We start from the raw sequence: 19,423 nt of genomic DNA, 5'->3' as shown, positions 1-19,423 counted from the left end.
TTTCGTTTCAGGGTCATACGGCTGCTCTCCACCTCCTCGACGCACCGAGCACCAAGCACCGAGGTCGCAAAAGGCGCCGATCTCGACGGGATACCGCGCTCATCGCGGACGGCACCCTGGTCCCCGCCCGCTGTCCAGCAGATGCCCCATGCGTTTGACGGTTCGGGCACCGATGACCCGGTCGGTGACCTCTCGGATCTCCGGACCTGTAGGGGTGTCGGGGCCAGGCTGGCTTCCCGTACTGCCGCGGGGACGAACCGTCGGTCAGTCCCCTGACACCAGTCGTGCCGCCACGGACCGCGCAGTCTCCAGCGCGCCGGCGCGGTCCGCGCCGTGCTGGCCGAGCACGACCCTGGTGCTCAATCCGTCGAGCAGGGCCAGCAGCGCGGAGGCCAGGGCCGCGGTGTCGAGTCCGGCGGCGAAACGGCCCCGCCTCACGCCCTCTGCGAGGAGTGATCCGAGGTCCTCGTGCCAGCCGACGTCGATCTCGGCCTGAGCCGCGCGCAACTGCTCGTTCGCCCCCGTGCGTGCCCACAACTCGATCCAGAGGGTCCAGCGCGGGTCGCGCGGGCCGACGGGAAGGTAGAGCTCGAGGAAGAGGTCGAGTTTGCGCTCGGCGGCGACTCGGCGCGCCAGCAGGGCTCGACGCTCCGCGGTCAGCGCGTCCTCGCTCCAGCGCAGCGCCTCCAGCAGCAGTCGGTCCTTGTTGCCGAAGTAGTAGAGGATGTGTCCGCCACTGGTGCCGAGACGCTTGGCCAGGGCTGACATGGTGAGCGTCGCCAGCCCGTCCTCGGCGATGGCCGCCATCGCCTCCTTCAGCATCCGTTCACGGGCGTCGTGCCCGTCGCGTCGTCGCGCAGTCGTTGCCACGTGGCCCCTCCTCCTTGCTACGGCGGGAGACGACCTTAGCCTCCGTTTTCTGCAGAGGTCTTGACGGCGGGACCTCCGCAGCGCATCTTGAATGCCGTTCTAACTCCTAGAACGGCATTCAAACTATCGGGGCCGTTCGGTGACGCGCAGGGATGAGAGGTGGGCCGTATGGCTCAGCAGGACGCGAGTGCGGTCCCAGCAGACGGAAACGCCTCCACCGACCAGGTCTTCCAGGTGGAGAAGCACGGCATCGACCCCATCCCCGTGGAGGAACGCCACGGCAGCGCGAGGGATCTGTTCTGGCTCTGGTTCGGTTCCAACCTCACGTTCACGTACGTCATCAACGGCGCGCTGGCGGTGGCCTTCGGCCTGTCCTTCTGGCAGGCGACCGCTGTCGTCGTCGCCGGTGGCCTGTTGTTCTTCGCGATCAGCGCGGCGGGCCTGAGCGGTGTCCGCACCGGAACGGCCACCCTGGTCGTCTCTCGTGCGGCGTTCGGCGTACGCGGCAACTGGCCGGCCGGGATGCTCAACTGGGTGGTCAGCATCGGCTACACCATCGTGAACACGGTCGTCGGCGTGCTCGCTCTGGAAGCCTTCTTCGCGGACCTCGGATGGGCGTCGAATGACGCCGGACGGGCTCTGGCGCTCCTGATTACGCTGGCGCTGACGTTCGCCGTCGCACTCTGGGGGCACGCCACGGTCCAGTTCGCCGAGCGCTGGATCGCGTACGTCCTCGCCGCGGGCTTCGCCGTGTTCCTCGTCTTTCTGCTGCCCGGCACCGAGACCGGTGCCACCACGGCCGCCGCGCCCGGTGCCTCCGGATGGAGTCTGGCCTTCGTCGTGATGCTCGCCGGGCCGTTCAGCTACGTTCCCATGCCGGCCGACTACACCCGCTATCTGCCGAGTAGGACCTCGCTGCGGTCGCTGACCTGGTACGGGGCCCTGGGAGGCTTCCTCTCGTCCGTCGCCCTGGGCGTGGCCGGGGTGGCCGCGGCCACCCAGACGGACATGACCGACGCCGTGGCGGGCACGGAGAATCTGCTGCCGGGCTGGTTCCAGCCGCTCTTCCTCGCCCTCGTCCTCGGTGGCTCCGTGACCAACTCGATCATCACGCTCTACTCGTCGAGTCTGAACCTCCAAGTCCTCGGCGTCCCATGGAGCCGCTCCCAGGCCATCCTCATCAGCGCGGGCGTCACCGCCGCGGGATCGCTGTACGCGCTCTTCCTCACCGACTTCACCAGCTCGCTGCTGTCCTTCCTCTCCCTGCTGATCATCGTGTTCGCCCCCTGGGGCGGCGTGTTCCTCGCGGACATGCTGATGCGCCGCTGCCGTTACGACGCACCGGCTCTGCACGCGGGACGGGACGGCGGCTACTGGTACCGCTCCGGGCACCACCCCGCCGGTATGGCAGCGCTCCTCGCGGGCATGGTCTTCGCCGCGCTCACCTGCGACTCGGAACTGTGGACCGGGCCGTTGGTGGCCCCGCTGGGCGGGGCCGACCTGACCCTCCTCGGCTCCCTCGTCTCCGGCGGCGTGTACTGGGTCCTCGCCCGGCGCACGGTCGTCCCGCACACGTCCCCCGGGTGAAGCCGCGGCCGCGGCGCCCGCTCGGCTCCGCTCCGCGCGGAAGTCCTCACGAACCGAACCACCGCACCACCATTGGAGTTCCCTCACATGACCCTGGCCGCACACCCAGCTGACCTTGTCGTGCGCAACGCCCGAATCCACACCGTCGATCCCGTACTCCCCGAGGTACAGGCCATGGCGGTGTCCGGCGGCCGGATCGCCTGGCTCGGCTCCGACGACGACGCCGCGGCCTGGACCGGACCGCACACGCGGGTGATCAACGCCGCAGGGAAGCTGGTCCTTCCCGGGTTCATCGACGCGCACAACCATGTCCGTCTCGGCTCCGACGACGCCTGCGTACAGCTCGCAGGCGCCGCCACGCTCGACGAGGTTCACGCCCGCATCCGCGCCTGGCACACGGCCCACCCCGACGCGCCGTGGATCGAGGCGGAAGCCTTCGACTACTCGGCGATCCCCGACGGTCGTATGCCCACCACCGCCGACCTCGATCCGGTCACGGGCGACGTGCCCGCCTTCGTCCTGAGCTACGACGTCCACACCGCGTGGGTGAACACTGCCGCCCTGCACCGGCTCGGCATCGACCGGGACCACACCCACCTGCCCTTCGGCGTGGCGGTCACCGACCCGGCCACGGGCGAACCGACCGGCTTCATCAAAGACTTCGCCGTCAAGGGCCTCTCCCGGGACGGGCACCGCGCCCTGCGGGAACTAGGCCTGCCCTGGGCCTCGGCCGACCGGCAGTACGGACGGCTCACCGCCTCCCTGGACGACGCCATCGCCTTCGGCATCACCACCGTCGTCGAACCGCAGAACTCTCTCGACGACCTCGCGCTGTTCGACCGCGCTCGCGCCGAGGGCCGGCTCAGGTCCCGGATCGTCGCCGCACTGTTCCATCCGCGCGGCACCACGGACGCCGACCTCGACGACTTTGCCGCCGCCGCCGCACGCACGCACGCCGACGACCGGCTGCGCGTCGGCCCTCTCAAGCTCTACATCGACGACGTCGTCGAACCGCGTACGGCGGCCCTTCTCGAACCCTACGCGGGCTGCCGCCACCACCGCGGCGATACCTTCTACCCACCCCAGGAGTTCGCGGCACTGCTGGCCAAGCTGGACGCACGCGGCTTTCAGTGCTTCGTGCACGCGACCGGCGACCGCGGCATCAGGACCGTCCTCGACGCCGTGGAGCACGCCCGTACGGTCAACGGGCCGCGGGACGCGCGGCACCAGGTGGTCCACGTCGAGTGCCTCGACCCCGAGGACACGTCGCGCTTCGCCGAATTCGGTGTGGTCGCGTGCATGCAGCCCCGCCACGCCGCCCCCGAGGTCGCGGGTCCGGGAAAGGACTGGGCCGAGAACGTCGGTGCCGAACGCTGGCACAAGGCGTGGCCGCTGCGCAGCCTGCACACCGCAGGCGCCGTACTCGCCCTCTCCAGCGACTGGAACGTGGCTGAAATGGACCCGATGGTCGGCATCTACACCGCCGTCACCCGGCGTCCTCTGGGCGGGGGAGAACCCTGGATGCCCGAGGAGACGATCAGCGTGGAGACCGCGGTTCACGGCTACACGATGGGCTCCGCGTATGCCAACTTCCTGGAACACGACCGGGGGTCACTGACGGTCGGGAAGGCGGCCGATTTCGTGGTCCTGTCCCGGGACATCCTGCGCTCGGCGCCGGAGGACATCCCGGACACCGTGGCGGAAACCGTGGTGGTCGGCGGCCGCGTCGAGCATGGGGGTGAGGGACACCCGCCCGGTGCCCCCGTGCCGGGCGACCGGACGAGCCCGACACGTCCGCGCCCGTGATCGGTGCTTCGTGCCTACTCCTCGCGCTCCAAGTCGGCTTCAGCCCGCTCCTCGTCGGGGTCGGACTCGGCCGGACCGAGCCAGCCCCGGGGAACGCCGCGCGGAGACACCCGCCGAGCCGCCCACGCCGCTGGAGTCGGAGAACGCCGCCCTGCGCAGAGAATGAGTTGAGCTGCTGACTTGTGCTCGACGATCTTGGTCGGCAGGGTGTCCGGGATGCGTGCTGATCTTGTTCCTTACGCCCTGTTGGAGCGGGCGGCCCCGCTGCTGCCGCCGCCATCGGTTGCGTGTTCCTGACCGAACAGCACTCGCAGGCGTGCTGTTCGTGCTGTGAACCGGTGTCGCCTGGCGGGACGTCCCAGCGTTCCGTGTGAAGACGAGGCCCCGCCGGGAGTCCGGCGAGGCCTCGGCACACGGAGCAGGGACGCTGTGCTCTTGAGGATCCGAGCGCCCTTGCGGCGTCCTGCACGCTGCACGTTCCGTCCCAGGTTCACTTGCCCAGGAAAGTTACCCGTTTTCCTGCGCAAGTGAAGGAGTTGATTTCGATGACAGCCTCAAGCGGTCCGACCGCCTCGATCGGCAAGGGTTCTCCTTCTTGGGAGAGCAGACCGGCCGCGGCCTACGACCGTCTCCTCGCCCGCGTTCTGCCACAGGCGCGCGGGCAGCAGCGGTGGACCCCGTCGGACGGCCCTGTGCCGAGTCTTTTCGTCAGCCACGGGGCCCCCTTCACCCTCGACGACGAACAGTGGCTCAGCGACCTCTTCGCCTGGGGCTGGTCGATGCCCAAACCCCGAGCCATCGTGGTCGTCTCGGCCCACTGGGAACAGGCGCCGATGGCGATTTCGGCATCCGCGGCCGGCACCCCGCTCTTCTACGACTTCAGCGGCTTCCACCCGCGCTACAAGACCCTCCCCTACGCGAGTCCAGATGCAACCGCCCTGGCCGGGCGGCTCAAGAGCCTGCTGGGAAGCACGCCGGTGCATGAGTTCGGCGACCGCGGTCTCGACCACGGTGCCTTCATCCCGCTGATGGCCATGTATCCCGCAGCCGACATTCCGGTCGTGCAGCTGTCGATGCCCAGTCTCGATCCCAGCTCTCTGCTGGCCTTCGGTGCGCGTCTGCGCCCCCTGCGCGACGAGGGCGTCCTCGTTCTCGGCTCGGGGTTCATGACGCACAGTTTCGCCGTCTTTCGCCGACCGGAGCTCGCTGCCACCACTGCGGCCTTCGACGCATGGGTGGTCGACGCCCTTGCCGGGGGCGACGTCGACGCCCTCGTCGACTACCGCAACAAGGCGCCGGGCGTCGCCGTCGCCCATCCGACGGCCGACCACTACGTCCCGCTGCTGGTGGCCGTGGGCGCCGCCGATGACCCTGGCAGCGCCGTGAGCGCCATCGATCGCATGGTGATGGGCAACTCGATCCGGTCGGTGCATCTGACCTGAGCACGGCGACGTGCTGCTCCCCCCCCGCCTGATCGCCTCATCCCTCGGCGACGGCATCACACATCCTGGAGGAAATGCCCTGAAGGCCATACATTTTCACGAGTTCGGCAGTAGCAAGGTCCTGTGCTACGAGGACGTCGAGCGTCCGGTCCCCGGCGCCGGACAGGTGCTCGTCTGCCACGGCAACTACCGGCGCGTGGTCGGCATCGTCGGCGTCTCTCGTACCGGTCGCCGCGTGATCGAACTGCTGCGTCCGTTCGACTTCACCGTCCTGGTCCACGATCCGTATCTGGACGAGGCCGGTGCCACCCTTCTCGGATCGCGGTCCGTCGGCCTCGACGAACTGACCCGGCGCAGTCATGTCGTCTCCATCCACGCTCCGCAACTACCCGAGACACACCACATGTTCGACGCCAGGCGGCTGCGCCTGCTGCCCGACGGCGCCACACTGATCAACACCGCACGCGGCTCCCTGGTCGACACGGCAGCACTCATCACCCACCTGATGTCCGGCCGCATCCACGCGGTTCTCGACGTCACCGACCCCGAGGTGCTGCCGGCCGAGTCACCGCTGTACCAGCTGCCCAACGTGCTCCTGACCCCGCACACCGCGGGATCCCTGGGCAGCGAGCTCGGCCGCATGGCCGACTACGCCGCCGCCGAGATCTCCCGGTACGCCCGGGGCATGCCCTTCGCCCACAGTGTGGGGCCCCAGGACCTGGCCCGGACGGCGTGAGAGCGCTGTTCCGACCACCGGCAGCCCGGGGCAGCGGGACAATCGCGCGGCGAGCAGCACCGTGGTCCGCGACGACCGTAAACCTTTGCACTTTCGCTCCTGTGCAAACATGTTGCATCGCAGGGACGCACGCAGGGCCGCCCCGCACGCTGTGCGGCCTTGAAGCGAGAAGGCGCAAAGGAGAACCACGTGACGAGTCCGGCAGACGCCCACTCCGGCGGCGGGGCGGCCGCGCAGCAGAATAAATTGAAGCTGCTCGCAGTGACCGCCTGCCCCACCGGCATCGCGCATACCTACATGGCGGCGGAGAAGCTGCAGCAGGCGGCGGACGCCCTCGGCATCGAGATGAAGGTGGAGACGCAAGGCTCCATCGGGGCCGAGAACGTCCTCACTGACAACGATGTCAGAGGTGCCGACGGCGTCATCATCGCTGCGGACAAGGACGTCGACCGCAGCCGGTTCGAAGGCAAGCGGGTCCTGTCGGTCGGGGTGTCCGAGGGCATCAGTCACCCCGAGCAGCTCATCGAGCAGGTGCGAAGCGCGCCCGTGCATGGCGGCGGCGACGGTGGCGCCACTCCCTCCGCAGCCTCGTCCGGCAGCGGCAAGGAGCGCAGCGCGGCATACAAGGCGCTGATGAACGGCGTGAGCTTCATGATCCCGTTCGTCGTGGTCGGCGGGCTGCTCATCGCGGTGGCGCTGGCGATCGGCGGGCATACCACGCCGGACGGTATCGAGATCCCGGAGGATTCCTTCTGGTACGACATCAACGCCCTGGGCGGCCTGGGCTTCAAGCTGATGCTGCCGATCTTCTCCGGTTACATCGCCTTCGCCCTGGGCGACCGGCCCGCGCTCGTCCCGGGCATGATCGGCGGCTTCCTCGCCTACGACGGCGTCGGCATCTACGGCGCTGACGCCAACGCCGGCTTCCTGGGCGCGATCGCCACCGGTTTCCTAGCGGGCTATGTCGTGCTGTGGATACGCAAGATCAGTGTGCCGAAGTTCGTACAGCCGATCATGCCGATCATCGTGGTTCCCATCCTGTCCACCTTGATCGTCGGCTTGTTCTTCATCTACGTGATCGGCACACCGATCTCCTGGGTGTTCACGCACCTCACCAGCTGGCTGAACGGGATGACCGGGTCGAGCGCGATCGTGCTCGGCGCCGTCATCGGCCTGATGATCGCTTTCGACATGGGCGGCCCGGTCAACAAGACGGCGTTCCTGGTGGGCACCGGTCTGATCGGCACCAACAACGCGGTCATGGGCATGGCCGCGGCGGCGATCCCGGTGATGCCCCTGGGACAGGGTCTGGCGACGTTGCTGCGACGAAAGCTCTACACGCAGCAGGAACGAGACACCGGTATCGCGGCGCTGTTCATGGGCTTCTTCGGAATCTCGGAGGGCGCCATCCCCTTCGCGGCGGCGCGACCGGCGCAGGTCATCCCGGCCAACATGCTGGGTGGAGCGGTCGCCGGCGCCATCGCGGGCCTCGCAGGGGTCGAGGACTCGGTACCGCACGGCGGGCCGATCGTCGCCGTGTTCACCGCGATCGACGGTGTGGCCATGTTCTTCGTGGCGATCGTCGCGGGTGTACTCGTCACGGCCCTGGCCACGAACGCGCTCCTGGAGCTGAAGGCGAGCCGTCAGTCCGCCAAGCAGGAGAAGCAGGCTGGACCGGCCTCCGTGCCGCACCCCGCCACGGCACCCGAGCCAGGCGCCGCCACCGTCGAAGCGAGTGCGGCGGCACAGGGCTCCGCATCCGCCACTCAGGTCACCGCGTCCGCCCCCGCGCCGACCGCCGAAACGGCCGAACCCGAAGTACTCTCCGGGTACCTCACCGAGCAGACGGTGAAGCGGCAGCTGGGCGCGCACGACAAGGAGGCCGCCATCCGTGAGATGGCGAGCCTGCTCGCCGCCACCGGCAAGGTCGCCGACGTCGAAGAGCTCGTGCAGACCGCGCTGCGGCGCGAGGAGCAGGGCACGACCGGGCTCGGCGAGGAGATCGCCATTCCGCATGCCAAGACGGACGCCGTCACCGCACCGGTCGTCGGTTTCGCACGGTCCGCGGAGGGGATCGAGTGGGGCTCGCTCGACGGGACGGAAGCAAAGCTCGTCTTCATGATCTCTGTGCCGGAGGCTGCCGCCGGTGACGAACATCTTCGGATTCTCGCGCTGCTGTCGCGGAAGTTGATGGACCCCGACTTCAGAGCACGGCTGCAGACCGCTGAGGACGAGGCCGCGATTCTGCGCGTACTGGCCGAGGTTCAGTAGCGCTTCGACAGCGTCATGCGCTGGACGTAGCCCTGTACGAGAGGGCGGGCCCGGCACCGCCGGGCCCGCCGGGAAACGGCGCCGAAGGCGATGCCGGCCAGCACCGCGCCGCCGTAGACGGCGGGCAGCCCGGCGCCGTGCAGACCGCTCAGGGGCAGTGCCGCGGCGGGCAGGACGGACAGGCAACCACCGATCGCCGTGGCGCGGGGCGGCCTGTGCCGCAGCGCCCATACGGCGAGCGCGGCGGTGGCGCTGAGGGTGAAAGAGACCATGCTGCGGGCTGGCTTGCGGGGCGTCGGGGGCGACCAGGTGCACGAGGTCCGGGCCGAGGGAGGAGTGGAAGCCGCCCAGCGCCCAGACGGCGGTGACAGCGGCGCCCGCGGCCAGCAGGGTGCGGCAGGCCGGGGGCGGGACGCTGACCCGCGGGCGCAGCGACCGCAGCGTTCCCGCGTGGCGGTGGGCCGTCTCCGTGGTGAAGGCGGCCGCGATCGCCTGAGCGAGAAACAACGGCGCCAGCAGTACGTAGACGGTGACGGTGGGGGGCGAAACGGACGAGCAGGGTGGAGACGAGCACGCCGGTGTACCGGGAACGGCTCGGCGACGAACCGCGTGACCGTCACCGGGTGGAACTGGACGCCTCCCACGCCGCCCATGTACTCCCCGCCAAGTGCCCGCCCGGGGTGTACGGGCTCGAGTGGGAATGGGACTGAACCGGGACGCGCCTTCATCAGCCGCGGCTGGTCGGAGTGAATGCCCTGCTCCACACAGGTGCGGGTGATGTGCTCGAGTACAGCACCGCCAGGCTGGGTCGGAGCCGAGGTACCGGGGCCGCCCATGCTCGCCAACGTCGCCCGGTGCTCGTCGAAGACGTTCTGTGAACCGCTGTAAAGGAAGACGGAGTCGGGGTGCCCGACGAGCGGCGGCGGCACCATGATCGCGCCGTCCATATAGGCGGCGCCTCGCTCGGTTGCCCAGCTGACCGCTGCGTGTGCCTCATTCGGGGTACCGGAGTTGACGTTTACCAATGCGCGGCCCTTCAAGGCGTCACCAGCGGAGTCGAGGACCGCGTACATGGTCTCGTAGTCCTTCAGGCACGTGATCGTGACAGGTCTCGCGGACACCGCCTCGGCGACGGTCCCCGCGCGGTGGACGCTCTTGGTGACGAGGCTGTCGGCTTTCTCCGGGGTGCGGTTCCAGACGGTCGTGGGTGGCCGTGTTCCAGAAGCGTCTCGGCGAGGGCGAGGCCCATACGGCCGAGGCCGAGGCCGAGGCCGATGACGGTAACGGGTACGTGCTGCGGGCTTGCTGATCGCTGGTTCGTCATGCGCCATAGACTGCTGTCTCACATCGATGTGAGAGTCAACTGAACATGGTGGTCGTCACATGCGCACGCCTGTTCTGGCATCATGCGCTGGCCCATGAAGGGCGACCGGGCATGAGCGTCGTCCGCCAGCGGATGACCGAACCCCCACCGGACAACCCAGCCCGCATGCGCGCCCACCCGGGGCGCCCGCGTCGTCGCCGTCGACCTACGCCCTGACACCACGACTCTCCCGGACGAGTCCCGGCGTACTCGCGATGCGCGGCGACATCGCGCGAGAAGAGACCGCCACCCGCGCGGTGCAATCGGGGTCTCCGGTGCAGCACGACGGTAAAACCCGACTCGGTGCAGGGGGCCCCTGTTGTCGCAGTCTCGCGTCCTGGTCCCGGTCCAACTCGCGCAGACTGGTAGTCGCGACCGTGCCTACTTGCGCACGTGGAAGCGCAGCATAGTGACCCCGCCTGACTGGACATTGCTGAACGGTTCCAGGTCGATCCGGTCGAGGCCCGGCGGCGTGAGGCGGACGCCGTCGCCGAGCAGTACCGGCAGCACGTACACCAGGATCTCGTCGACGAGGCCGCGCTGCAGGCACTGGGCGGCCGCGTCGGCGCCGAGGATCTCCAGGTTCTTGTCGCCGGCGGCGCGGCGCGCCGTGGCCACGGCTTCCTCGATGTCGCAGGTGAGGAAGGTGACGTTGGGGTCCGGCTCGTCGGGCGGGCGGTGGGTGAGAACGAACCGCGTCCCGCCGTCGTAGTCGGTGTTCTCGCCGGACATGCGCTTGCCGACCTCGTACGTGCCCCGGCCGATGAGCATGGCGCCCGTGGCGGCCATGACCTCCGGGAACGTCGCCGACGTGATGTGCTCGAAGATCCAGTCCATCGTGTGGCCGGGACCGGCGATGAACCCATCGAGGGACATCACTCTGTTCACGACCACTTTGCCGGTGCTGGCATCCGTCATGCGTCTTCTCCAAGCAGGTGGAGGGCCGGGATCGCATCATAGGTCGGTGAGCAACATCTTCTCCGGCGGTAGCCACGACCTGGACCTGTCCAATGGCGCCACCGCGGTGTTCATCGACGTGCTGATGCTGGCCGTGTCCGATCTCGCCTCCGAGGACTGGGACTTCCGCTTCGCGGCACTGCTGACCCTGCAGGATCAGAACGTCATGGGGCGCGGTGCCGTCGGGTTCGACCTGGCGGAGTTCGACTGGGGTACGACGGAGCGGGAACGCGCCCGCGCAAAGGACTTCGTGCTGCGTGCCACAGCACTCGCGGCGAGCGGACATCGCTGGAGCGAGCTGGGCTACCACCCGTCCCGCGTGCACAACTACCTGCACCGCTTCGCGACCATGGCGGAGTCCTGCATCCCACCCGCCGAGAGCAGTGCCGCACGCGGTTTCCCCGGCCTGAACGAGGCCGCGATGGCCTCGTGCGTGCGCCATCGCGTCCTCAGCGCGCTCCCGCTCTGGGACGGCTGCTTCCTCTGCAATCGGCCGCACCGTTAGCCTGGCTGGCCACCACATAAGGGCACGCTTCCGGCGGACTTCCCCGCGTGGGACCGGGTCTACACATTCTTCCGCAGGTGGCGCACGAAGGGGGACGGAGAGTCGACGTTGGTCGGCTCCGTGCCTGACGCCGGTGCCCGCAGGCCCCACGTCTGCAGGACATAGGGGCGTCCCTTCTCGTCCCCTTCGATCAGTGGCACGTCGAGCAGGCTGAAGCCCGCCTTGGTGGCCACGGCGACGCTGGCGGTGTTCTCGGCCTCCAGCTCCAGGATCACTTCTTCCACACCCAGTTGCTCGAAGGCATATGCGGCCATCACCCGCACCGCCCGCGCGGCCAGCCCCTGGCCGCGGTACGCCGGGCCGACCGCGTAGCCGATCTCTGTGCCTTCGGGAGCGCGCCGCAGCATCACCTCGCCAAGGGGCGCGCGACCGTCGGTGGTGATGGCGAGCAGGATGGTCGTGCCCTCCGCCCGTATCTTCCGCTCCCGGTCCAGCCGTGCGCGAGCGGCCGCCTCGTCGAAGGGCGAGACGATCGGCGTCCAGTACGCGATGTCGGGATGGTCGAACAGGTCCGGCATCACGGCCAGGTCTGCTTCCGTCCAGTCACGCAGGACGAGCCCCTCCCCTGTGAGCTCGATCCGATCGGGAAACGGCAACGTACTGCTGCTCATGGTGCGGAACCTCCCTGACCTGTAGGACGAGGCAGCATAACGGTGCAGTTGTCGGGCCCACCAGATGTTCTGGGGGCTCTCAGACCGGAACGCCCACCATGCCATGACGCTCCCGGGGGTCGTCTCGTCCGTCCTGGCCGCCCTCGGCCGTCGCGTCACCGGCGAGGAACGTGCAGAGCTGGCAGCCCGCCTGCCCCGCGAAGCCGCGCGGATCTTCGCCGCCCAGGTACCCGCCACCGACTCGATGACCGGCTGGGCCTTCGTCAGGGACCTCGCACCCCGTACCGGCGGCACCCTGGCGCCCACCCGCTGGGACGTCGGATCCGTCCTGCGGGTCGTCACGCGCATCGCCGGTTCCGACTTGCTCGACCGTATCCTCGCCCAGCTCCCCTCCGGCTACGCGATCCTCTTCGGCCGCACAGACCTCACTCAGGCAGCCTGACCTCCGGCGGAACAAACAGTGGGCATCGCCGTGCGGGGGTCTGCCTTCCGGGCCGCCTCCAGGAGGCACCGATCAGAACCTGCGGCGTGAGCGACGCCAGAGGGGAAAGACGATTGGGAACGGTGATGCCTGGCCTTGGGTGGCAGGGCCGTGAGTGCCCGCCCTGACCGAGTAGCGTTACTGTCCGGGCCGCTGGATGTATAGAGTTCCGTCTTATGTCGAAGTCTGACGGGCTGATCGTTGACATCGTCGCCCTCGTGGAGTCCGGGCAAAGCAGTCGGATGTCCCTGACCGTGGTAACCGGTGGCGCTGTCCTCACCGGTCGCCTTGCTCCCGAAGCCGTGTGGAGGCAGAGGGTGTCGGAGGTACTGGCGGGCTCCGCCGACCTGGGCGAGTTCTCTGCCGTCTTCGATACCCCTGTGGAGAGAGACGGGCCGCCCACGCATCTGCACTTCCATGTTGCGAGGATTCTGCAGGGCGCCATGGGGATCCCGGAAACAGGCGGGATGTACCGTGTGGCGATCGAGGACGTAAGCGCCTGGACTGTGGGCGACTTCAGCTATTCCGATCACTGAGCACCACCTGCCTCCCGCCCTGGGGCCGCCGCCGGCCGGGAACGCCGTGGCACGCGGTCAGGGCCCCCATCCGCGTACGCCGGTGAGGACCCTGACCGCTGTTGGTTCGTGACTGTACCGCCGGGTCAGATGGACAAGGGGGCGCCGAGCATCGCGGAAGCCCGCTGGAGCGGGACGACGATCCTCGCGGTCACGGTCGCAGCCTCGGGGGCGGTGCGGCAGGTGAAGCCGAGCCGGGCCATGACGCGGAGAACCTCGCCGCCGCTGAAGTCACGGCGGTCCTGGCGGGTGATGACCTGACCGACCTGCTTGGCGAGCTCGAACGGGAAGCGGGCGATGACACAGCGCATGATGCCTCACGGTGCGAAGAGGGGCAGGGACCGACCATGGTGAGGCTGGTCAGCGGGGGTGGGCGAGAACGCCCAGGGCGTTGCCGTGTTCGTCGACCACGGGCAGGGCCCCGGACCGGTGGTGACGCATTGCGTGCTCGGCCTCGGCCACTGTGGTCAGCGGGGAGACGAGGGGTCCGTCGCCCGCGGTGATGTCCCGCAGACGTGGGGTTACCCGTTCGCCCTCATGCTCATGGCCGGCTTCGGCGTCGGGCTGTGGGGCGTCTTCAAATGGCGCCGTTGGCTCTGACCGACGGCCGCCTCCGACTGCATGCCCGGAGGCGCGAGCAACTCATGGCACCCGGGTCCGGAAGAACATGCCCCAGCGCGTGCAGCCGTGCCGCAAGCGGCGACGGGCGCCACCCCCGTGGGTGGCGCCCGACTCTGTGTGTGCCGCTGGTCAGTCGGCCGGCACCAGTGCGACCTCGGCGCTGCCCGAGAGGGCCGGCAGGCCGTCGGGGGGAGTGTCCGTGTAACTGGCGTTGAAGACCGCCCTCAAGTTGTCCGCACCGGCGTGACCGCCGTCCACGAACGTCTTGAACGATCCGGAGCAACCGGTGCTCGTGGACAGCGGATGTCCGTGCGAGTCGTGGCCGAGGATGAACGAGACACTGACCTTCGAACAGTCCACCTGCTGGTCGTCGGTGACGGTGACCTCCCAGGTGACCGTGTCACCCCAGTGGAACTCCGTGCCGCCGTGCGCGGCCGGGTCGGTCGTGAGCGAGACGACCGGCGCCTTGTTGCCGACGACGACCGGAACCGAGGCGGAGGCCGAGCGGCCGGTGCTGTCGGTGACCTTCAGCGTGGCGTCGAAGAGAGCGTTCTCGGTGAATGTGTGCTTCGGGTTCGCCTCCGTGGAGTCCACCTTGCCGTCGGCGTCGAAGTCCCAGGCGTAGCTGAGGGCGTCACCGTCGGCGTCCTTCGTTCCGGCGCTGGAGAACTGGACCGTCAGCGGGCTGGTGCCGTTGACCACGTCCGCGGCGGCCTTGGGCTCCGGGGTGCGGTTGCCTCGCGTGTAGTCGATGCGGGACAGCTGGGCCTCGGGCAGCTCGGCGAAGTACCCGGTGCCGTACTCCAGGACGTACAGCGCGCCGTCCGGGCCGAACTCTGCGTCGATCGGGCCGTCGGTCTTGATCGAGGGGATCGCGTCCTCGATCTTCTCGACCTTGTTCCTCTTGCCGAGGGTGATGGCCTTCATCTGGTCGCGGGTCCACTCGTAGAAGAGCGGCTTGCCGTCGAAGTACTCGGGCCAGCGGTTCTGGGCCTTGTTGCGCTTGTCGTAGTCGTACACGGGGCCGCCCATCGGGCCGATGCCGCCCGTGCCGAGCTCCGGGAACTCCTCGGATGCCCCGTAGCCGTAGACGATCTCCGCGTCCGTGACCGGCGGCAGTTTGCTCAGGCCGGTGTTGTGGCGCGAGTCGTTGACCGGCTTGGCGCAGTTGAAGGCGCCGTTCGACTTCTTGGTGGCGAAGTCGTAGTCCTGGTACGGCATGTCCCGGGTGACGCAGAACGGCCAGCCGTAGTTGGCGGGTCGGTCGATGACCATCCAGCGGCCGTGGCCGGCGGGGCCGCGGTCGGGGTTCGCCTCGTTGGCGTCGGGCGAGTAGTCGCCGACGTAGACGTCACCGGTCTTGTCGTCCACCCCGAAGCGGAAGGGGTTGCGCAGCCCCATGGCGTAGATCTCGGGGCGGGTTTTCGGGGTGCCCGGCCTGAAGAGGTTGCCGCGGGGCACCACATAGCTGCCGTCCCGCTTTACCTTGATGCGCAGGACCTTGCCGCGCAGGTCGTTGGTGTTGCCCGAGGTGCGCCGGGAATCGAATGCCGGGTTGCGGTCGGCGCGGTCGTCGAGCGGGGCGTAGCCGTCCGAGGCGAACGGGTTGGAGTCGTCACCGGTCGACAGGAACAGGTTGCCCTTGCCGTCGAAGTCGATCTTGCCGCCGACGTGGCAGCATATGCCGCGGTCGGCCGGCACGTCGAGGATCTTCTGCTCGCTGTCGAAGGCGAGCTTGTTGCCCTCCAGCTTGAACCGCGACAGCCGGGTGAAGCCCTCGTACTCGGCGAAGTCCGCGGCCGTGCCCTGCTCCGGCGCGTCGCCTTCGTTGACGCCCGGGGTGGCCGGGTCGTCCATGGGGGTGTCGAGGCGGGGCGAGTAGTAGAGGTAGACCCAGTGGTTCTTGCGGAAGTCGGGGTCGACGGCGATGCCCTGCACGCCCTCCTCGTCGTGCTGGTAGAGCCCGGCGGGGCTCTGTTTCATGTCGGCGGCGAGGAAGTTCACGCCGCTCTTCGGGTCGTGGATCCGAACCTCTCCCGTGCGTGCCGTGTGCAGCACCCGCGAGTCGGGCAGGACGGCGAGGGCCATGGGCTCGCCCGGACGGTCGTTGAGGGTGACCTTCTGGAAGGCCGCCGGAGCCGGCGGTGCGGGGTCTGACTTCGCGGCTTGCGCGGGGGACAGAGGCAGGAGCCCGAAGGCCCCTGCCAGCGTTGCCGCCCCCACGAGGGTGACGAACCGTCTGATGCGCACTGAGAACTCCTTCGGTCTGGGCTGAACCAGGTGAAAGTCCGTGCGAAGCAAGTCAATTGGACGCTAAGGTGTTCACTTTCGACTCGTCAAGGACAAAGTTTGAACTTCTTTGGTGAAAGTTTTCGGTGTACGGACGCTGCTGCTTACGGGCAAGCCGCATGGCCCGCCCGGGGCCGGGGCACCGGCGGTCTTGCGAGCGAAACGCAGTCAGGAGCGGACCATGCGCGTGAACTTCCGTCAGTGACGGGCACTCGCTCGACGGCTGCGCCGAGGCGGCGGAGGGCGACCTCGGCGCCGGGGCCGAGGACCGGGAGGTGCACACCTTCATCCCGCGACTGGCAGGCCGCGGAGAAGATCGTGTACTCCACGACGCTTGAGTCGGTGTCCAGCGCGAAAACCAGGATCGAGCCGGCCTTCGACCCGGACGCGGTGCGCAAGCTCAAGGCCGAGGCTGATCACGACCTCACCGTCGACGGCCCGAACCTCGCGGCCCAGGCGATCGCGGCCGGCCTCGTGGACGAGTACCACCTGTTCGTCACCACGAGCGTGGTCGGCGGCGGCAAGCGGTTCTTCCCCGACGGCGTGCGCCTTGATCTCGAGCTGGTCGAGGAGCGTGCCTTCGACAGCGGACTGATCTACGCACGCTACCGGACCCGCTGAGCCGCACCGGCCCGTGACGCTGTCGGCGGTCGAGCCGGGGAGGCGAGACCGAGCCGCAGGCGAGGAGCGGGGGGCCGGCGTGTCAGGGCTTGTCCTGTAGGTCGGTGCGTAGCCGCAACACGCACTCGACGACGTTGCGCTCCGCGTAGATCTCGGCGTCGAAGCGTGGCGGGGCCGGAGACTCACACCGCCTTTTCGAAGACCCCTCAGCACTGTTGCCTTGTCGAAGTGCCCCGCCGCGTCATGTTCTCTGATCGTCCAGTCGACGTCACCGCCCCACAGGATCACCGTCGGCACCGTCGTTCCGGACACGCAGTGTCATGTGGCCGCCGTGATGCAGCGGTGTGCTCAGCCGCGGACGGGCCGCCTCCTCGCCGGTCTCCGCGTCGACGATGTGCACCTCGCCATGGCCGCCCCGGGTGACGGCGATCCAGTCGGAGCCCGGTGAGGCGGCCACCGCACGGCGTTGGACACCCTCCCAAGGGGTGCCGCCGCGACGCGGAGCGCCGTCCATGGCAGGCAGGGGACAGCGGCGGACGACGTCGTCAGCGCCGAGAAGGATCAGCTCGTCGCCGTCCGGGTGGACGCGGGTGAAGGCGGTGTGGCGCCGGGCGAGGGCCAGCCGGAAGACGAGTCCGGGACCGAGGTCCGTGAGCCGCGTGCGGCCCGTCCCCAGATCATGCTGCCAAGCCTGGTTGGTCCACTCCGGCCAGCGCAGCGGGTCCGGGTCACCGCCGCGCAGCGTCGTCCACAGCGCCTGCCGCCGGGTGTCGAGCCGGAGGTACCAGCCCCGGGTGGGCGATGCCCACGGAATGACCGCCTCGGCGGTGAGCGCGTCGCCTGTCCTCCGGGCCCGGTGCACTCCCTCACTCGTGGCCGCGAACACGTGCTCCGAGCCGGGTGCCTGTGCGTCCCCGTGTCCGTCGTCCGGCAGCGACAGGACCGCGTGAGGGGTGACCGGGGGACAGCCGGGCGGAGCCGCGAGGAGGTCCGCGAACCGGTGGGCGGCCAGCGCGCCGGGTTCCCGGTGCCGCAGTACGACCAGCGGGTCGGTCTCGCCCAGCACGGTTACGCCCGGTTCGCCGATGCGCGTGCGTACCCGTGCGGCCTCGCTTCTAAAGGGTGCCGTCGAACTGGACGAACGAGGGGCTGCTTGTCTGAAGGCCCCAACATCAGACTGTGAGGAGCACCTGCGTGCGGTCAGAGCGTTCGGACCTTTCCTGCACCGTGCCCGGGATGAGCATGCAGGACAATCAGCAGACCGAGTCCAGCGGTGGCAGGCTCAGCACGCGCGGCGCCACCACGGAGACCGCCGTCGACCAGGCCGTCGACCAGGCCGCCGATCAGGCCCGCGACCAGCCCTGACCCGCGCCCACCGGACGAGCAGGACGCCGGCGACCAGAACGAGTACGAGGAAGCCGTCACGCGTTCCGGTGCCGGCTGCCCGCATGCGCCGGACGCCGCGGAACCTCTGGGCACCGGACCGGCGGGCAGCCCGCCCTCTCGGGTGGGGGATCCTGTCGGCATCAGTAGACAGCTCCTGGGCGATGCGCTGCCACACGCGCTCGGGCGGAGCCGCCGGCAGGTCCGACGCCTCGGTGCCGCGCGCGGCAGCCACCACGCGGGTCATCAGTTTCAGTTCCTCGCGGCAGCGCGGGCACGACGCGACGTGCCAGAGGGCGCTGACGTCCTCGTCGCTGTTCGAGTGGCCGAGTGCCAGCTCCACCAGGTGCGACGGCTCCACGTGGCCCACTGCGCCCTCCTGTGTCTCGGGCTTCGTTGTCTCTGCGTGTACAAGCCGGGCCCAGGGGGGCGGAGTGTTGTCACTCTCGGAACTCTCGGACCGGCTCGGCCGTGACGACGAGGTTCGCGCGGTACCCTCCCGCCTCGGGGTCGAACGGGGGCGCACAAGTGATCAGCGTGAGGACCGGGTCGCCGGTGCGCCGGAACACGGAGGGTGGCAGCTCGTCCTTGGGCACGGTGGCGCGGGAGACGACGTGGTAGGCCACGGGCGCTGCCTCCGCTCGCCGTACCTCGACGCGGTCGCCGCGCCGTATCTCGTAGAGCGCGGCGAACTCGCCGAGAGCACCCGTCTCGCTGTCCACGTGTCCGACGAGGACGGCCGATCCCTGGGGGCTCCCTGGGACCGGGCCGTAGCGGTACCAGCCGGCTACGGCGGGGTCGTCGGGAATGGTCATGTCCCCCCGTTCGGTCACGCCGACCGGCCGCACGCGGGCGTCCAGGCCCACATCGCGGACTTGCACATGTTCGGGTGGCGTATCCGGAGACGGGTGGGACCGTGACTCCGATGTGCCGGTCAACGGCGCTGTGGCCGCCCGTCGTTCCGACGGCGGGGCTCCGAAGTCGGGCGGCGCCGAGGCGGGTTCGGACGGCTGCCCCGCAATGCCGAGGACGGCTGCCAGAGCGGCAGCCGCCATCGCCAGTCCGGTCAGTCGTCGCGCCGTGTCAGCCACGCCGGCCGGCGACTCGGCGGGCCACCAGGACGCCGGTCAGCGTGATGGCCCCGGCTGCGGCGGCCCAGGCCAGCCACTGGTCGGGGGAGTTCTGGTTGGCGGCGGCGCCGCTGCCGCCCGCGTGCACTCCGCTGGGCATCGATTCCATGCCGCT

Annotated in this window: 16 protein-coding genes and 6 pseudogenes; 12 read left to right on the top strand and 10 right to left on the bottom strand. The window is 69.3% G+C overall.

Annotation, left to right across the window (positions count from 1 at the left end; translation table 11 throughout):
* Nucleotides 1-264 precede the first annotated feature (264 nt).
* On the bottom strand, nucleotides 265-870 hold the full coding sequence (locus tag ACFCZF_RS35175) for a TetR/AcrR family transcriptional regulator (RefSeq protein ID WP_376675095.1): 606 nt from the start codon (nucleotides 868-870) through the stop codon (nucleotides 265-267).
* Nucleotides 871-1,038: 168 nt separating this feature from the next.
* On the opposite strand from ACFCZF_RS35175, the gene ACFCZF_RS35170 reads away from it, so the two are divergent.
* The 5 genes and pseudogenes from ACFCZF_RS35170 (at nucleotide 1,039) to ACFCZF_RS35150 (ending at nucleotide 8,712) form a co-directional block, all read left to right on the top strand.
* Nucleotides 1,039-2,457, top strand: coding sequence for a purine-cytosine permease family protein (locus ACFCZF_RS35170; protein WP_376675094.1), 1,419 nt, complete (start codon nucleotides 1,039-1,041; stop codon nucleotides 2,455-2,457).
* An 87-nt stretch (nucleotides 2,458-2,544) separates the two neighbouring features.
* On the top strand, nucleotides 2,545-4,263 hold the full coding sequence (locus ACFCZF_RS35165; protein ID WP_376675093.1) for an amidohydrolase: 1,719 nt from the start codon (nucleotides 2,545-2,547) through the stop codon (nucleotides 4,261-4,263).
* Between the two features lie 692 nt (nucleotides 4,264-4,955).
* On the top strand, nucleotides 4,956-5,705 hold the full coding sequence (locus ACFCZF_RS35160) for a DODA-type extradiol aromatic ring-opening family dioxygenase (RefSeq protein ID WP_376675114.1): 750 nt from the start codon (nucleotides 4,956-4,958) through the stop codon (nucleotides 5,703-5,705).
* Nucleotides 5,706-5,886: 181 nt separating this feature from the next.
* Nucleotides 5,887-6,441: pseudogene (locus tag ACFCZF_RS35155) on the top strand (NAD(P)-dependent oxidoreductase); the annotation flags it as partial.
* 189 nt (nucleotides 6,442-6,630) lie between these two features.
* Nucleotides 6,631-8,712: a fructose-specific PTS transporter subunit EIIC gene (locus tag ACFCZF_RS35150; protein ID WP_376675092.1), complete on the top strand. Its 2,082-nt coding sequence runs from the start codon at nucleotides 6,631-6,633 to the stop codon at nucleotides 8,710-8,712.
* Here ACFCZF_RS35150 and ACFCZF_RS35145 read toward each other — a convergent pair.
* The gene (locus tag ACFCZF_RS35145) at nucleotides 8,706-8,984 is read right to left on the bottom strand and encodes a hypothetical protein (RefSeq protein ID WP_376675117.1); all 279 of its coding nucleotides are present in this window, start codon (nucleotides 8,982-8,984) and stop codon (nucleotides 8,706-8,708) included. The two genes, ACFCZF_RS35150 and ACFCZF_RS35145, sit on opposite strands and share 7 nt — an antisense overlap.
* Nucleotides 8,985-9,272: 288 nt before the next feature.
* Here ACFCZF_RS35145 and ACFCZF_RS35140 point away from each other — a divergent pair, with 288 nt between their 5' ends.
* Nucleotides 9,273-9,422 (top strand): hypothetical protein, encoded by a 150-nt coding sequence (locus ACFCZF_RS35140; RefSeq protein WP_376675116.1) that lies wholly within the window; start codon nucleotides 9,273-9,275, stop codon nucleotides 9,420-9,422.
* Between the two features lie 177 nt (nucleotides 9,423-9,599).
* On the opposite strand, the pseudogene ACFCZF_RS35135 reads toward ACFCZF_RS35140, so the two are convergent.
* A pseudogene (locus tag ACFCZF_RS35135) lies at nucleotides 9,600-10,043 on the bottom strand (NAD(P)-binding domain-containing protein); the annotation flags it as partial.
* Between the two features lie 69 nt (nucleotides 10,044-10,112).
* Here ACFCZF_RS35135 and ACFCZF_RS35130 point away from each other — a divergent pair.
* Nucleotides 10,113-10,222, top strand: a pseudogene (locus ACFCZF_RS35130) (XRE family transcriptional regulator); the annotation flags it as partial.
* A 234-nt stretch (nucleotides 10,223-10,456) separates the two neighbouring features.
* On the opposite strand, the gene ACFCZF_RS35125 reads toward ACFCZF_RS35130, so the two are convergent.
* Nucleotides 10,457-10,993, bottom strand: coding sequence for a dihydrofolate reductase family protein (locus tag ACFCZF_RS35125; RefSeq protein WP_376675091.1), 537 nt, complete (start codon nucleotides 10,991-10,993; stop codon nucleotides 10,457-10,459).
* 46 nt (nucleotides 10,994-11,039) lie between these two features.
* On the opposite strand from ACFCZF_RS35125, the gene ACFCZF_RS35120 reads away from it, so the two are divergent.
* Nucleotides 11,040-11,537 (top strand): hypothetical protein, encoded by a 498-nt coding sequence (locus ACFCZF_RS35120; protein WP_376675090.1) that lies wholly within the window; start codon nucleotides 11,040-11,042, stop codon nucleotides 11,535-11,537.
* A 59-nt stretch (nucleotides 11,538-11,596) separates the two neighbouring features.
* On the opposite strand, the gene ACFCZF_RS35115 is transcribed toward ACFCZF_RS35120, so the two are convergent.
* A complete protein-coding gene (locus ACFCZF_RS35115; RefSeq protein ID WP_376675089.1) occupies nucleotides 11,597-12,208 on the bottom strand; it encodes a GNAT family N-acetyltransferase in 612 nt (203 codons plus the stop codon).
* Nucleotides 12,209-12,311: 103 nt separating this feature from the next.
* On the opposite strand from ACFCZF_RS35115, the gene ACFCZF_RS35110 reads away from it, so the two are divergent.
* Together ACFCZF_RS35110 and ACFCZF_RS35105 are read left to right on the top strand one after the other, a co-directional pair.
* Entirely contained in the window at nucleotides 12,312-12,650 is a 339-nt protein-coding gene (locus ACFCZF_RS35110) for a DUF2267 domain-containing protein (protein WP_376675088.1), read from the top strand.
* 215 nt (nucleotides 12,651-12,865) lie between these two features.
* Nucleotides 12,866-13,225, top strand: a complete 360-nt coding sequence (locus ACFCZF_RS35105) for a hypothetical protein (RefSeq protein WP_376675087.1) — start codon at nucleotides 12,866-12,868, stop codon at nucleotides 13,223-13,225.
* A gap of 125 nt (nucleotides 13,226-13,350) precedes the next feature.
* On the opposite strand, the gene ACFCZF_RS35100 is transcribed toward ACFCZF_RS35105, so the two are convergent.
* The 3 genes and pseudogenes from ACFCZF_RS35100 to ACFCZF_RS35090 form a co-directional block, all read right to left on the bottom strand.
* Entirely contained in the window at nucleotides 13,351-13,575 is a 225-nt protein-coding gene (locus tag ACFCZF_RS35100) for an SCO5918 family protein (protein WP_376675086.1), read from the bottom strand.
* Nucleotides 13,576-13,624: 49 nt separating this feature from the next.
* Nucleotides 13,625-13,780, bottom strand: a pseudogene (locus ACFCZF_RS35095) (CBS domain-containing protein); the annotation flags it as partial.
* Nucleotides 13,781-14,014: 234 nt separating this feature from the next.
* A complete protein-coding gene (locus tag ACFCZF_RS35090) occupies nucleotides 14,015-16,135 on the bottom strand; it encodes a PQQ-dependent sugar dehydrogenase (RefSeq protein WP_376675085.1) in 2,121 nt (706 codons plus the stop codon).
* A gap of 251 nt (nucleotides 16,136-16,386) precedes the next feature.
* Between ACFCZF_RS35090 and ACFCZF_RS35085 the strand changes: the two are divergent.
* Nucleotides 16,387-16,795, top strand: a pseudogene (locus ACFCZF_RS35085) (dihydrofolate reductase family protein); the annotation flags it as partial.
* A 268-nt stretch (nucleotides 16,796-17,063) separates the two neighbouring features.
* On the opposite strand, the pseudogene ACFCZF_RS35080 reads toward ACFCZF_RS35085, so the two are convergent.
* Nucleotides 17,064-17,906: pseudogene (locus ACFCZF_RS35080) on the bottom strand (hypothetical protein); the annotation flags it as partial.
* A gap of 125 nt (nucleotides 17,907-18,031) precedes the next feature.
* On the opposite strand from ACFCZF_RS35080, the gene ACFCZF_RS35075 reads away from it, so the two are divergent.
* Nucleotides 18,032-18,160, top strand: a complete 129-nt coding sequence (locus ACFCZF_RS35075) for a hypothetical protein (protein WP_376675084.1) — start codon at nucleotides 18,032-18,034, stop codon at nucleotides 18,158-18,160.
* Between the two features lie 458 nt (nucleotides 18,161-18,618).
* Here the strand turns inward: ACFCZF_RS35075 and ACFCZF_RS35070 are convergent, their stop codons facing one another.
* On the bottom strand, nucleotides 18,619-19,044 hold the full coding sequence (locus tag ACFCZF_RS35070; protein ID WP_376675113.1) for a class F sortase: 426 nt from the start codon (nucleotides 19,042-19,044) through the stop codon (nucleotides 18,619-18,621).
* Nucleotides 19,045-19,423: the final 379 nt, after the last annotated feature.

Origin of the sequence: Streptomyces sp. NPDC056296, assembly GCF_042268605.1 — a bacterium.
Classification (GTDB): domain Bacteria; phylum Actinomycetota; class Actinomycetes; order Streptomycetales; family Streptomycetaceae; genus Streptomyces.
This window is presented reverse-complemented; position numbering and strand designations above follow the sequence as displayed.

Bases quoted from the DNA above. Each gene is read 5' to 3' on its own strand.
- ACFCZF_RS35170 (WP_376675094.1), top strand. From the start codon at position 1,039: ATGGCTCAGCAGGACGCGAGTGCGGTCCCAGCAGACGGAAACGCCTCC.
- ACFCZF_RS35075 (WP_376675084.1), top strand. From the start codon at position 18,032: ATGAGCATGCAGGACAATCAGCAGACCGAGTCCAGCGGTGGCAGGCTC.
- ACFCZF_RS35165 (WP_376675093.1), top strand. From the start codon at position 2,545: ATGACCCTGGCCGCACACCCAGCTGACCTTGTCGTGCGCAACGCCCGA.
- ACFCZF_RS35110 (WP_376675088.1), top strand. From the start codon at position 12,312: ATGACGCTCCCGGGGGTCGTCTCGTCCGTCCTGGCCGCCCTCGGCCGT.
- ACFCZF_RS35105 (WP_376675087.1), top strand. From the start codon at position 12,866: ATGTCGAAGTCTGACGGGCTGATCGTTGACATCGTCGCCCTCGTGGAG.
- ACFCZF_RS35115 (WP_376675089.1), bottom strand. From the start codon at position 12,208: ATGAGCAGCAGTACGTTGCCGTTTCCCGATCGGATCGAGCTCACAGGG.
- ACFCZF_RS35125 (WP_376675091.1), bottom strand. From the start codon at position 10,993: ATGACGGATGCCAGCACCGGCAAAGTGGTCGTGAACAGAGTGATGTCC.
- ACFCZF_RS35145 (WP_376675117.1), bottom strand. From the start codon at position 8,984: ATGGTCTCTTTCACCCTCAGCGCCACCGCCGCGCTCGCCGTATGGGCG.
- ACFCZF_RS35100 (WP_376675086.1), bottom strand. From the start codon at position 13,575: ATGCGCTGTGTCATCGCCCGCTTCCCGTTCGAGCTCGCCAAGCAGGTC.